The sequence below is a fragment of the Ignavibacteriota bacterium genome (genome assembly GCA_016713565.1).
GTDB lineage: Bacteria > Bacteroidota > Ignavibacteria > Ignavibacteriales > Melioribacteraceae.
Window position 1 is genome coordinate 1,040,606 of sequence record JADJOX010000007.1, and the last position, 12,878, is coordinate 1,053,483.

At 31.5% G+C, this 12,878-nt stretch carries 12 protein-coding genes; 10 read left to right on the plus strand and 2 right to left on the minus strand.

Translation table 11 applies throughout. The features are described from left to right. Nucleotides 1–83: 83 nt before the first annotated feature. Together IPK06_11935 and aroE are read left to right on the plus strand one after the other, a co-directional pair. A complete protein-coding gene (locus tag IPK06_11935) occupies nt 84–1,499 on the plus strand; it encodes a tetratricopeptide repeat protein (GenBank protein ID MBK7980679.1) in 1,416 nt (471 codons plus the stop codon). A 3-nt stretch (nt 1,500–1,502) separates the two neighbouring features. Continuing rightward, a complete protein-coding gene (gene aroE, locus IPK06_11940; protein MBK7980680.1) occupies nt 1,503–2,390 on the plus strand; it encodes a shikimate dehydrogenase in 888 nt (295 codons plus the stop codon). Here the strand turns inward: aroE and IPK06_11945 are convergent. Together IPK06_11945 and IPK06_11950 are read right to left on the minus strand one after the other, a co-directional pair. Further along, nucleotides 2,371–3,552 carry a pyridoxal phosphate-dependent aminotransferase gene (locus tag IPK06_11945; protein ID MBK7980681.1) on the minus strand — a complete coding sequence of 394 codons (1,182 nt, stop codon included), beginning with the start codon at nt 3,550–3,552 and terminating at the stop codon, nt 2,371–2,373. The genes aroE and IPK06_11945 overlap by 20 nt on opposite strands. Before the next feature lie 82 nt (nt 3,553–3,634). Further along, nucleotides 3,635–4,108 (minus strand): YbaK/EbsC family protein, encoded by a 474-nt coding sequence (locus tag IPK06_11950; GenBank protein MBK7980682.1) that lies wholly within the window; start codon nt 4,106–4,108, stop codon nt 3,635–3,637. 202 nt (nt 4,109–4,310) lie between these two features. On the opposite strand from IPK06_11950, the gene IPK06_11955 reads away from it, so the two are divergent. From IPK06_11955 to sucC, 8 genes are all read left to right on the plus strand, one after another. Continuing rightward, nucleotides 4,311–5,237, plus strand: a complete 927-nt coding sequence (locus IPK06_11955) for a hypothetical protein (protein ID MBK7980683.1) — start codon at nt 4,311–4,313, stop codon at nt 5,235–5,237. After that, nucleotides 5,234–7,087: an MFS transporter gene (locus IPK06_11960; protein MBK7980684.1), complete on the plus strand. Its 1,854-nt coding sequence runs from the start codon at nt 5,234–5,236 to the stop codon at nt 7,085–7,087. Before IPK06_11955 ends, IPK06_11960 begins: the two co-directional genes overlap by 4 nt. Nucleotides 7,088–7,099: 12 nt before the next feature. After that, a complete protein-coding gene (locus IPK06_11965) occupies nt 7,100–8,251 on the plus strand; it encodes a serine hydrolase (protein ID MBK7980685.1) in 1,152 nt (383 codons plus the stop codon). 1 nt (nt 8,252) lies between these two features. Next, nucleotides 8,253–9,032 carry an aminoglycoside 6-adenylyltransferase gene (locus IPK06_11970; GenBank protein MBK7980686.1) on the plus strand — a complete coding sequence of 260 codons (780 nt, stop codon included), beginning with the start codon at nt 8,253–8,255 and terminating at the stop codon, nt 9,030–9,032. 6 nt (nt 9,033–9,038) lie between these two features. Further along, nucleotides 9,039–9,956: an ABC transporter ATP-binding protein gene (locus tag IPK06_11975; protein ID MBK7980687.1), complete on the plus strand. Its 918-nt coding sequence runs from the start codon at nt 9,039–9,041 to the stop codon at nt 9,954–9,956. Beyond that, complete coding sequence (locus tag IPK06_11980; protein MBK7980688.1) at nt 9,956–10,795, plus strand: ABC transporter permease subunit; 840 nt, start codon at nt 9,956–9,958, stop codon at nt 10,793–10,795. The genes IPK06_11975 and IPK06_11980 overlap by 1 nt, the downstream gene beginning before the upstream one ends. Further along, complete coding sequence (locus tag IPK06_11985; protein MBK7980689.1) at nt 10,792–11,472, plus strand: outer membrane lipoprotein-sorting protein; 681 nt, start codon at nt 10,792–10,794, stop codon at nt 11,470–11,472. The genes IPK06_11980 and IPK06_11985 overlap by 4 nt, the downstream gene beginning before the upstream one ends. 229 nt (nt 11,473–11,701) lie before the next feature. Beyond that, complete coding sequence (gene sucC, locus IPK06_11990; GenBank protein MBK7980690.1) at nt 11,702–12,865, plus strand: ADP-forming succinate--CoA ligase subunit beta; 1,164 nt, start codon at nt 11,702–11,704, stop codon at nt 12,863–12,865. Nucleotides 12,866–12,878: the final 13 nt, after the last annotated feature.

A 12,878-nucleotide genomic window follows, 5' to 3' on the forward strand; every position in this document is an offset into this window, starting at 1 on the left:
ATTTATAATTCTTTATTTAAAACAATACATTTAATTTTATTGATTAAATTTACGTTTGTGATAATTGTAAAATTGGAGACTTAATGAATTTTACTGATGATTTTTCAGATGAAAATTCTCTTTCTTTTTTAGATAACGAAAAGTTAAAATCAAAAGTTCAAAAGTGTAAAGAATATGTATCAAAGGGTCAGACCATTGCGTTTTTAGACAATATAGAAGAAACAATTCAGCTTTGTATAGAGTATGATTTTACCGAAGACGGTATTTTTTTAACTGAAGCGGCTTTAGAAATTTCGCCATATAGTTCAGAACTTTGGCATTCAAGGGGAATTTTCTTCAACAATTTATTTGAGTTTGAAAAAGCTTACGTTTGTTTTAATAAATCACTCTCGCTAAATCCGAGCGACGTTGAAACAATGATAAATAAAGCTATAGCGGAAGATAATCTGGGGCTTTGGGACGAAGCAATAAATACTTTGAATACTGCATTATCTCTTGAACCGAACAACGAAGAGATACTTTTTAACCTTGGAATTTTTTACGAAAGAAACGATTATTTCGAAAAGGCAATTCCTTATTTTATTCAAACCTTGAACTATGATAAAGAATATAGTGAAGCTTGGTATGAATTGGGATTTTGTTACGAATGCACAAATCAATTTGAAAAAGCCAAAGAATCATATAAAAGCTTTTTAGAAATTGATCCTTATAACAGCAACGGTTGGTATAATTTAGGAATTGTAAATCTTAAGACCGAAGATTATTATGAAGCCATAAATAATTTTGAGCTTTCCACCGCTTTGAATGACGATTTTGTTAATTCATGGTTTAACTTGGGCGTTGCTTACACTAAAACCAATCAAATCTCCAAAGCGAAAAAGAGTTTTATTAAAGCTTTTGAGCTAGACCCGTTTGATTATTCCATACCTTTGAATATTGCTCAAACGTGCGAAGCCGATGGCGATTATGAAGACGCATATAAGTATTTTCTTGCTTCAAAAAAATTAAATAAAACATGTACGGAAAATTATGTTGGATTGGGGAATTATTATTCGCGCAAAAATAATTTTCATTTAATGATAGAGTATTTTTCGCAGTTTATAAAATATTCATTGGCGCAGAGAATTGAATATAATGATTCACATAATTATGATATCATTCTTTCGGAAATTTTTATTGAAATGGAAGAACTGGAAAATTTAGAAGAAAAAACATCAGAAGAATTATTTGAATTGGCAGAGATTTATTTTGAAATTGGAAGATGGAGCGATGCCAAAAAAATATATATGAATTTGCTCGAAAGTAAATATAATAGATCAGAAATATTTTATGAATTGGCAATGTGCAATTTTATGCTTCAAAACAATGAAATTGCTTTGTCAAATTTAATAAGCGCTTTTGAATCAAATCCCGGAACTGAAAATATTTTTCTTGAAGAATTTCCACTTTTAGATTCTACACAGTTATATATAAATATCTTTAATTCAATTTACTTTTAAAAAATGAGCTTTTACAAAAATATAGATTATAATACCAAAATAGTTGGTATTATTGGTCATCCGATAAGACATTCGCTTTCGCCGATGATGCATAATTTAAGTTTTGAAACGCAAAAACTAAATTACGTATATCTTCCTTTTGATGTTCCCACAAGCAACTTAAAAGGCGCTTTGAAATCTTTAAGTTTACTCGGCATAAGGGGTTTGAATGTAACACTTCCTCATAAAGAAAAAATTTTACAATATATGGATCATGTTTCCGAAGAAGCTTCTATGGTTGGCGCCGTTAATACGGTTGTTAATGAAGGTAATCAGCTTTTCGGATACAATACGGATATTAATGGAATTGTTGAAACTTTAATGCCGTTTAAAGATAATTTAAACAAAAGTACCGCTACTGTAATTGGCGCAGGCGGTGCCGCGCGCGGCGTTATTTTTTCATTAATTAGACATTTTAAAGTTGATAAGATCAATATTATAAATCGGACAGAAGAAAAATCGGAAGCTATTAAGGATTACTTTAAAGATAAAATGCACTTCACCGCAATTTATTCTCACGAACTTATGGCAAAGGAAAATGTAGAAATTTATCAAGCTTCAAACTTGATAATTAACACAACTTCATTGGGTCTGTTCCCTAATATTGAAGACAGTCCTACGGATATTGCGGAATCTTTTAACTCAAATCAAATTGTTTTTGATTTAATTTATAATCCAATCAAAACCAAATTTCTTCAATTTGCTGAATCGCAGAACGCGACTATTTTAGACGGACTGCAGATGTTTGTTGTTCAAGGAGCAAAATCATACGAATTATGGACGGGAAACGAAATGCAGTATGATTTTATTTATAATGAACTAAGGCAGAAACTTATTTCAACTGAAGAATAAATTTTTTAATTCTTATTACTGCTTCTTTTAATTCTTCCATCGATTTAGCGTATGAAATTCTGATATAATTTTCCATGCCGAATTCAATTCCCGGTACAGCCGCAACATTTTGCATATCAAGAAGCTGTAAACAAAAATCTCTGGAATTTTTTATTGATGAATGTTTATCAATAATTCCGCTGATATCTATGAAATAATAAAATGCTCCTGAGGGTTCTATAAACGATACATCATCTATTTCCAATAATGAATCTTTTATAAAATTTCTTCGTTCTTCAAATATTTTTCTTTGGGCTTCTACAGTATCTTGCGAATTTGTTAACGCAGCCAATGAAGCATATTGAGAAATGGTACATGCGTTAGAAGTACTGTGACTTTGCAATTTACTCATTCCTTCAATAATTTTTTTAGGAGCAACCGCATATCCAATACGCCAACCGGTCATTGAATAGGTTTTGGAAACTCCATTTATAATTATCAAATTATCTTTATATTTTTCACCGAGAGAAGCGGCGCTTACAAATACAGCGTCATTATAAATTAATTTTTCATAAATCTCATCTGCCAAAACAAATATTTTATTTTCATAAGCAAATTCCATTAGCTCATTCAATTCATTTTTTGTAAATATTGTTCCTGTAGGATTATCAGGATTGCAGATTATTAATACTTTACTTTTGGCAGTTAAACAGCTTTTTATTTCAGATAAAGTTGGTTTAAAATTATTGCTTTTTTGAGTTTCAATAAAAACCGGTATACCTCCTGCAAGCTTAACCATGTGCGGATAAGATACATAAAATGGTTTTGCAATTAATACTTCATCACCATTTTCAACTATTGTCTGCAAAGCATTAAAAACAGCTTGCTTAGCGCCGTTTGAAATTATTATTTCACTTTCAGAATAATTTGCGCCATATTCTTTTTGGAATTTTTCTTTTATAGCTGTTCTAAGTTCTTTAATTCCTGTATTTAACGTATATCGGGTTTTATTTTCTTTAATGGCATTTATTGCCGCATTCTTTACATATTCCGGCGTAGGTAAATCGGGCTCGCCCACACATAAATCGATAACATCATTTCCTTTAGATTTTAATTCTATAATTTTAGCGGCAATTTCCATTGTTCCCGAGAACGAAATGCCCTCAATTCTGGATGAAATCATATACTATTATTTATTTTTATTGAATTGGCTAATATAGCATATGTATTTCAAACGCCAAAACAAAATTGAATGTAATTATCTTTTATGTTTTATACTTTGCTGAAAACCTCACTATTTTTGGTTGAACAAGTTTTTCAAAATCAGAATATTTCATTTTAATAAGTTCGGAGTGATTACCCGCGTTAAATAAAATATCCTCATCTTCAACTAAGCTTGCAGCAACAATAGTTTCGCAATTGAATAAGTTTCCGAACGGCGGCATTGCACCAACTTCGCATCCAGGACATCTATCCTTAAATTCCTGCTCATTGGCTAATCTAACGTTTTCATTTCCGATCGTCTTCTTCAGCATTTCAAAATCAATTTTGTAAGATGCAGGTAGAACCGCGAATGCCAATTTGCCGTCAATTTTTAACACAACTGTTTTTGCTAATCTTCTGCCTTCAATGTGCGCAGATGCCGCAATTTCCTGTGAAGTATATGCTCTGGAATGTTTAATTGAGATATACTTGATTTCATTATCATCAAGATATTTTCTAATAATTTGTGCTGGCATTTTTACCTCCTTTTTAATTTTTTAAAATGGAGCACCAGAATTTTTTTGAAGAAAAGTTTAACGTGAAGGGTTTTATGATATTAAAATAGATAAAATCTAATGCAGTATCAACAATAATAAAATTTTGAGTCCCCCTTTACTTTTTGAACTTCCTTATATTTTCTATAACTTTAAAAATTATCAAAAACTATTTATAAACATTATGAATTATTTTATTGGAATTGACGGAGGGGGAACTAAAACATATTGTGTATTATGCGATGAAAATTTGCAAGTATTAAATTCATTGCAGTCCGGTCCGTCAAATTTTTTAACTATCGGTACCGAAATAGTTTCAAAAACTATTTTAGATATGATAATTAACTGCTGTGGTAAAAGTAAAATAAATACCAATGAACTAAGCGGAATTGTTCTTGGAACAACCGGAGCCGGAAGAGAAAATGAAGCAAAAAAACTAGAAACTTCCGTACTTAAATTAACTGAAAATCATAAAATAAAATTACCGTTTTTCAAAGTGTTCAGTGACGCAAGAATTGCTCTTGAAGGCGCATTTTCAGGTAATCCGGGAAGCATATTAATTTCCGGAACGGGTTCAATAATGTTCGGAAAGGATAAAGAAGGTAAAATTCATAGAGTCGGCGGTTTCGGAAGATTGATTGGAGATGAAGGAAGCGGTTATTCAATTGGTAAAAAAGGTCTGAATGCAATTTCTAAATATTTTGACGGAAGAGGCAAAGAAACTCTGTTAACAAAAACTGTTGAGGATAAATTTGGAATAAATGATCAAAGCAAATTAATTACTAAAGTTTATAACAATGAAATTAATATTCAGGATGTTGCGCCGCTTGTAATTGAAGACGCAAGTAATGAGGATGAAATATGCAATAATATTTTGGATGATGAAACTTCCGAATTGCTCCTACATATATTGGCAATGAAAAATAATTTTAAAGATGATATTATGAAATTAGTTTTTATAGGTGGATTAATTTCAAATGAAAATTTATTTTCTAAAATGCTGAAGGAAAAAATTCTTACATTTGTTCCGCGGGTAGAAATTCAAAATGCCGACTTCCCGCCGGAAATCGGCGCGGTTATTATCGCAAAAGAGCTTTCGGAAAAATTATGAAAAAAAACAAATTTAATTCAAACCCTTGGAGCTGGATTCCATCGCTATATTTTGCCGAAGGTATACCTTATGTTATCGTAATGGTTGTTTCCGTAATAATGTATAAACGAATGGGTATTTCGAATACAGATATTGCACTTTACACAAGCTGGCTTTATCTTCCTTGGGTTATAAAACCGTTGTGGTCGCCAATTGTTGATCTGTTAAAAACTAAACGTTTTTGGATAATAACAATGCAGATCATAATAGGTGCTGGTTTAGCAGGTGTAGCGTTTACAATTCCGGTACCTAATTTTTTTCAATATACTTTGGCATTCTTATGGCTGCTTGCCTTTAGTTCCGCAACGCACGATATTGCCGCCGACGGGTTTTATATGCTCGGCTTAACCGAACATCAGCAGGCTTTTTTTGTCGGAATTAGAAGCACATTTTACAGAATCGCGATGATAACCGGACAAGGATTATTGATTATTCTTGCAGGTTACTTGGAAAGTTCGACAGGTTTGGGTCAAGTTGAATTTGAAGTTAAATCTGTCGTTAATTCCATTAAATATGAAAATTCAATACAGATTGAAGATCCCGCAAATAATGACAAATTGAAAATTATACATTCCCCTGAAGTTTTAAATATTTCTTTAGAGCAAATAGAGCAAAGCAAATTTGATTCCGTTCTTCAATATGTTGAAAATGAAAATATATCAAATGGATTTGAACAAAAAGCTGAAGTTAAGAATATTTCAAAAACCGAAACAAATAATAAATCGTGGTGGAATGAATTTATTGTATCTAAATTAGAAAAATTTCTAAAGGATAATTTTGGCAAAAACAAAGCTGTAACTTCCATAAATAATAAAGCCGGCAATTACGGAGTTGTAAAATTATTTCTTTCAAAACAGCCGGAAGAAAAAGAAAGCATTGTGGTAAATATAAGCGAAAGCTCGGGTGATAAAAGTATTGCATTAATAAAAGGTGCAAGGTTCGTATTCACGCAGCAAAATTGGAATAAACCCGCATTGGTACTTTTTCAAATTGATCCAAAACTTAAAACAGAATCTTCGGCAAAATTCAACGCTATCTCGGGCAACATTCCTTTCGCGTGGTCGGTTACTTTTGCTATTCTCGCCATATTATTTGTTGTGTTTTTCATATATCATAAGTTTATTCTTCCATTTCCGCAAAGCGATGTTCCTAAAAATTCAAAAGAGATTAACGTTTTCAAAGAATTTTTCAATACATTCAAATTATTTTTCAAAAAAGATAATATTGTAATTTCAATTTTATTTTTATTGACATACAGATTGGGTGAATCGCAGTTGTTGAAAATGGCTTCGCCGTTTTTACTCGATCCAAAAGAACTTGGCGGTTTAGGTTTAACAACCGGAGAAGTTGGATTTATATATGGTACAGTTGGAATATTGTCGCTTATTGCAGGCGGACTTCTAGGCGGATTTCTTGCCGCAAAACACGGATTAAAATATTGGATATGGTGGATGGCGCTTGCTATAAATATTCCGCATCTGGTTTATGTTTATATGTCTTACGAACTTCCGGAAAATTTTATAACAATACTTACATGTGTTGCTTTTGAGCAGCTCGGATACGGCTTCGGCTTTACGGCATATATGCTTTATATGATCTATATTTCTGATGGCGAACATAAAACCGCACATTTTGCGATAACAACAGGATTTATGGCGCTGGGAATGATGCTACCGGGAATGTTCAGCGGCTGGCTTCAGGAATTAATTGGTTATAAGCATTTTTTTATATGGATATTACTTACGGCAATTCCTTCTTTGTTAATTGTAAGATTGATTAAAATCAATGCAGATTTTGGAAAGAAAACTTAAATCATAAATGTTATGACAAATTTCAAAAATTTCATTTTATTTACCGCCGCTTTTTTATTTATTCTATCTTGCTCAATGAAAGTTGAGAAAAGTTATAATTTTGAAATCATTGATGAAATTATGGAATCCGCTGTTACTGATTCCGTTTTCCCCGGCGCGGCGTTATTATTTGGCATTGACCAGGAAATACTTTACAGCAAAGCATTTGGAAATTTTACTTACGATAAAAATTCGCCTAAAGATCAAACAAATTCAATTTTCGATTTAGCTTCGGTCTCAAAAGTTGTCGGCACTACATCCGCCGCAATGATTTTAATTCAAAATGGGAAATTAAATTTAGATGATAAAGTTATAAAGTACCTACCCGAATTTAACAACAACGGAAAAGGTAATATAATAATTAGGAATTTACTTTTGCATAATTCAGGTTTACCCGCGTTTAAAAAGTATTATGACGTTTATTCAACAGCAAACGAAGTTATTAACGATATTATGAATTTGAGCTTGGAAAATCCTCCAGGGGAAAAATATGTTTACAGCGATTTGGGAATGATTGTTTTGCAAAAAGTAATTGAAAAAATTTCAGGCAAAACTCTTGATGTTTTTTTAAATGACAATTTATTTTCAAGACTTGGAATGAACCAAACGTTTTATAATCCGTCAAATAATTTAAAAAATAAATGCGTTCCAACTGAAATGGATGATTTTTATAGAATGAGACTACTTCAGGGTGAAGTTCACGATGAAAGAGCGTTTTTGCTTAATGGTGTCGCGGGTCATGCGGGTTTGTTTTCAACAACAGAAGACTTATCAAAGTTCGTTATGATGTATTTGAACAATGGGATTTATAATAACGAAGAAATTCTTAACGCAAAATTAATTAAGGAATGGACCACGAAACAATCTGATCAAAGTGACAGAGGTATAGGATGGGATACCAGATCGGCGGAAAATTCTTCATCGGGACATTTTTTTTCTATGAATTCTTTCGGTCATACCGGATACACAGGAACCTCCATTTGGGTGGATAAGGAAACTAAATTATTTGTAATTCTATTAAGTAATAGAGTTAATCCTACAAGAAACAATACAAAGATTTCATATTTTAGACCAATAATTCACGACGCGATTTATAATTCAATATTTAGAATTGGCTATAACTGAGATGCAAAAGAAATTTGTTGATAATGTGATAGCTAAAATTAAAAATGATGAAAATATCCTTGGATTAGCTATTGGCGGTTCTTGGATAACCAACGAAATTGATGAATTTTCCGACGTTGACCTTGTTTTAGTCACAAATAATAAAATTGCGCCCGATAGAAAAAAAATGACTGAATTTGCCGAAAATTTGGGTCATTTATTAAATGCGTTTACGGGCGAACATGTAGGAGAAAAAAGACTTTTGGTCTGCCTTTATGATAATCCTCTTTTACACGTTGACATAAAGTTTATTACTCCGGATGAATTTTACGAGAGAATTGAAAATCCAATAGTCGTTTGGGAAAGAGAAAATATCTTATCGAATATCATTAAAAATACCGAATCAAAATTTCCATATCCCAATTATCAGTGGATTGAAGACAGATTTTGGATTTGGGTACATTACTTAACTTCAAAACTTGGAAGAGGCGAATTATTTGAAATGCTTGATGGTTTAAATTTTCTTAATACAAATGTAATCGCGCCATTTATCCAAATTAAAAACGGTCAGCTCCCACGAGGTTTTAGAAGATTTGAAATCTCAATTAATACTGATGATATTTTAAGAGTTAAACGCGCTCAAGCAATTTGCGAGCGCAATGATTTAATTAAAAGCTTTGAAGAAATAATTTCTTTGTATAAAGAATTGAGAGAAATAATTTTCACCAAAGAAATTTGTTTACAATCTGAAACGGAAAAAAGAGCTTTAGAGTATTTTGAAGAAATTAAAAATCGAAATTAAATAATTATGAATTCCGAAAAAGTTATCGAAATTACTGGTTTAACTAAAAAATTTAAAAACCTTACCGCGGTTAATAACCTTAATCTTAATGTTTATAAAGGTGATGTATTCGGATTTCTTGGACCGAACGGAGCAGGAAAAAGTACAACTATCAGAATGCTTCTAACATTATTTAAACCTACCTCAGGAAAAATAAAAATATTTGGGAAAGATTTAATTCAGCAGAGAAAAGAAATCTTAGCCAAGGTTGGCGCAATTGTAGAAAAACCAGATTTTTATTTATACTTAACCGCATATAAAAATCTTGAAATTTTAGGCAAAATGTCGGGCATAAGCATTTCCAAAAAAAATATTATGGAAATTCTTGAATTGGTCGGTTTAGATAAAAGATATAACAGCAAAGTAAAAACATTTTCTCATGGAATGAAACAGCGTTTAGGTATTGCGCAGACGCTCCTTCACAATCCGGAATTAATAATATTGGATGAACCGACAACCGGCCTTGATCCTCAAGGTATGAAAGAGATCCGCGATTTAATTATTTTCCTAAGCAAAGAAAAAGGTAAAACTATTTTTCTATCTTCTCACATTTTGCGCGAAATTGAATTGATAGCAAATAGAATGGTAATAATTAACAAAGGTCAAAATATTATTGAAGGCGAAGTTAAACAGCTTTTAAATGATAACGAACAAGATGTTGAAATTAAGTTCAAGAGCCAAAATGATGTTAAAGAAATATTAACAAACTCGATTTTTTCGGATAATATTTCAAGCGTTTTAAACACCTTGCTTAAAATTAAAATTACTGAAGAAAAAATTCCTCAGTTAATAAAAACCTTAGTTGAAAGCAATGTAGAAATATATTCTGTAGAAAAGAAAAATTCATTAGAAGATTATTTTTTAAAAATTACCGAAGATAAATAATGTTAATCAATTTAGTAAAAATTGAACTTGTAAAAATTTTCAAAAAGTGGCGTTCTTATATTGGTCACATTGGAATTTTGTTCATGGTTTCAATGTTGCAAATAAACCTTTTCATTTATGGTGAAAATGAAATTCGCCACATTACCAGAAATTTAAGCGATCTATTTATTATTTCCGGCAATATATTAAATGGGAACTTGATCGGGAATTTAATTTTAAACGCGTTTTTTATTTTATTCCCGCTGACAATTGTTTTGGTTGCGGGAGAAATATTTGCGGGCGAAGGCACATGCGGAACATATAGATTGATTATAACTCGACCCGTATCAAGAATGCAAATTATTTTATCAAAATTTTTAGCCGGATGCGTTTATATACTTTCAATTTTAATTTGGATGATTTTTGTAAGTCTTGTAGTTAGCCGCATTATATTCGGCAGCGGTGAATTAATAGTTATTTCTGATGGAATAAATATTTTTGCCGAAGACGATATTTTATGGAGATTTGGTTTAAGTTATATACATATTTTTTTTAGTATGCTGCTGGTTTTTACTTTATCATTTATGTTTTCGTCTTTGGTAGAAAATGCGATTGGACCAATAATAGCGACAATGGCGGTTATCATATTTTTCGTGATATTGTCTCAAATTCCTTTGGACTTTACAAAATATATAAAACCTTATTTATTCACCAATTACTTTATGGATTGGCAGCAGTTCTTCAATTATAATTTCAATTGGATTACTCAATTAAAGTCAATTGGTTTTCTTGCTGCTCATTCAATAGTATTTTTAATTATAACGTCTATAATATTCATTAGAAAAGATATTTTATCATGAGAAAATTTACTTTCAGCTTTGCGCTCTTAATTACAGTTTCCGTTTTTGCGCAGGAAAACAATGCCGAGAAAATAATTACCGGTATAAAGAATAAAATCAATAAGGTAGAAAATTATTCGGCAGAAGTTCAGGTATCGGTTAAATTTGATTTTCTAAAAATGCCCAAATCCAAAGCCGAAATATTCTTTAAAAAACCGGACAAGTTTAAACTTAAATCGCAAAAGCTCGCAATTTTACCCAAAGGCGTAATTGATTTTAATCCTCAAAAAATTCTGGATAAAGATTTTACTTCTGAAATTATTGGTGACACTTTAGTAGATGGTAAAAAGTTGTCGGTTATTAAAATAATTCCTAATGCAGACAGTATAAAATTCGCGTCCGCAAAATTACTTGTGGATAAAAACGAATTTCTAATTAAGCAAATTATTTTATCATTAAAAGAAAATGCGAAAATAATCACTTATTTCAATTATTCTGATCAAAAAGAATATGCTCTTCCTTCGGAAATAAAAATTAATTTAGATTTTTCGCAAGCTGAAGAAGGTGAAAACAATAGAAGAAGAAATATTCCCGATAATTTTAAAGGCGATATATCCATAATCTACAGCAATTATAAAATTAACAAGGGAATTGATGATTCTGTTTTTACTGATGAAAATGATAAAAATTCAAAGTAAAACCAAATGGAAATTTAGAGTGGCCGCCATACTGAATTTTTTCTCCAAAGTTATAATTTTGTTATCTGGACAAGAAACAATTTCTGATTAACTCATTCTTTACTTTTAATTTACATATAACGCTTCAAAATTTTTAATGAAATAATTTTGAATTCAAAATTGGGCAAAATATTTTTTTTAGTTATTATTAAGCTATTGAAATTTTGAGAAAATAAAGTCGCAGGGAATTATGAAAATTCATGAATATCAAGCAAAAGAAATACTAAAAAGATTCAATGTTCCGGTACCGGAAGGCAAAGTTGTTTTTTCACCGGAAGATGCAGTTGTTGCTGCAAAATCTTTACCAGGCGAAGTAAAAGTTGTTAAAGCCCAAATTCACGCCGGCGGCAGAGGAAAAGGCGGCGGTGTTAAAGTCGCAAAAAGCCTTGATGAGGTAAAAAAATACGCCAAAGAAATTTTTGGTATGAATTTAATTACACATCAAACAGGACCTCAAGGCAAAACGGTAAAACGCTTATTAATTGAACAAGGCGTAAATATAGATAAAGAAATGTACGTTGGTATTACATTAGATCGCGCGCAATCCAAAAACGTAGTAATGGTTTCTACTGAAGGCGGAGTTGAAATAGAAAAGGTTGCGGCTGAAACTCCTGAAAAAATTCTTAAAGAAACAATAGATCCTGCTGTTGGAATGCAGCAATATCAAGCAAGAAAATTAGCATTTGGCTTAGGTTTGGAAGGAGTTCAATTTAAAAATGCAGTTAAATTTTTATTGGCGCTTTACAAAGCTTATGATTCAACTGATGCATCAATTGCGGAAATAAACCCTTTAGTTGTTACAAAAGAAGGAGATGTAATTGCGCTTGACGCTAAAATGAATTTTGATGATAATGCGCTTTTCCGTCACAAGGATATTGTTGAATTTAGAGATTTTGATGAAGAAGAACCGCTCGAAATTGAAGCTTCAAAATTTGATTTAAATTATATAAAGTTAGATGGAAATGTTGGATGCATGGTTAATGGTGCCGGACTTGCAATGGGCACTATGGATATTATAAAATTAGCCGGCGGTGAACCCGCAAACTTTTTAGACGTTGGCGGAGGAGCCAATCAAGAAACAGTTGCAAACGGATTCAAAATTATTTTAAGCGATCCTAATGTTAAAGCAATTTTAATAAATATTTTTGGCGGAATTGTACGTTGCGATAGAGTTGCTCAAGGCGTAATAAATGCTGTAAAAGAAATTAAAGTTGAAGTTCCCATTGTAATTAGATTGGAAGGGACTAATGCAAAAGAAGCCGGAGTATTATTGGCAAACTCCAAATTAAATTTTGAGGTTGCAACAACTTTAGAAGATGCCGCAAAAAAAGTTACCGCGGTTCTTAGAAAATAAATATTTTATGTAG

Bases quoted from the DNA above. Each gene is read 5' to 3' on its own strand.
- IPK06_11935 (MBK7980679.1), top strand. From the start codon at position 84: ATGAATTTTACTGATGATTTTTCAGATGAAAATTCTCTTTCTTTTTTA.
- aroE (MBK7980680.1), top strand. From the start codon at position 1,503: ATGAGCTTTTACAAAAATATAGATTATAATACCAAAATAGTTGGTATT.
- IPK06_11945 (MBK7980681.1), bottom strand. From the start codon at position 3,552: ATGATTTCATCCAGAATTGAGGGCATTTCGTTCTCGGGAACAATGGAA.
- IPK06_11950 (MBK7980682.1), bottom strand. From the start codon at position 4,108: ATGCCAGCACAAATTATTAGAAAATATCTTGATGATAATGAAATCAAG.
- IPK06_11955 (MBK7980683.1), top strand. From the start codon at position 4,311: ATGAATTATTTTATTGGAATTGACGGAGGGGGAACTAAAACATATTGT.
- IPK06_11960 (MBK7980684.1), top strand. From the start codon at position 5,234: ATGAAAAAAAACAAATTTAATTCAAACCCTTGGAGCTGGATTCCATCG.
- IPK06_11965 (MBK7980685.1), top strand. From the start codon at position 7,100: ATGACAAATTTCAAAAATTTCATTTTATTTACCGCCGCTTTTTTATTT.
- IPK06_11970 (MBK7980686.1), top strand. From the start codon at position 8,253: ATGCAAAAGAAATTTGTTGATAATGTGATAGCTAAAATTAAAAATGAT.
- IPK06_11975 (MBK7980687.1), top strand. From the start codon at position 9,039: ATGAATTCCGAAAAAGTTATCGAAATTACTGGTTTAACTAAAAAATTT.
- IPK06_11980 (MBK7980688.1), top strand. From the start codon at position 9,956: ATGTTAATCAATTTAGTAAAAATTGAACTTGTAAAAATTTTCAAAAAG.
- IPK06_11985 (MBK7980689.1), top strand. From the start codon at position 10,792: ATGAGAAAATTTACTTTCAGCTTTGCGCTCTTAATTACAGTTTCCGTT.
- sucC (MBK7980690.1), top strand. From the start codon at position 11,702: ATGAAAATTCATGAATATCAAGCAAAAGAAATACTAAAAAGATTCAAT.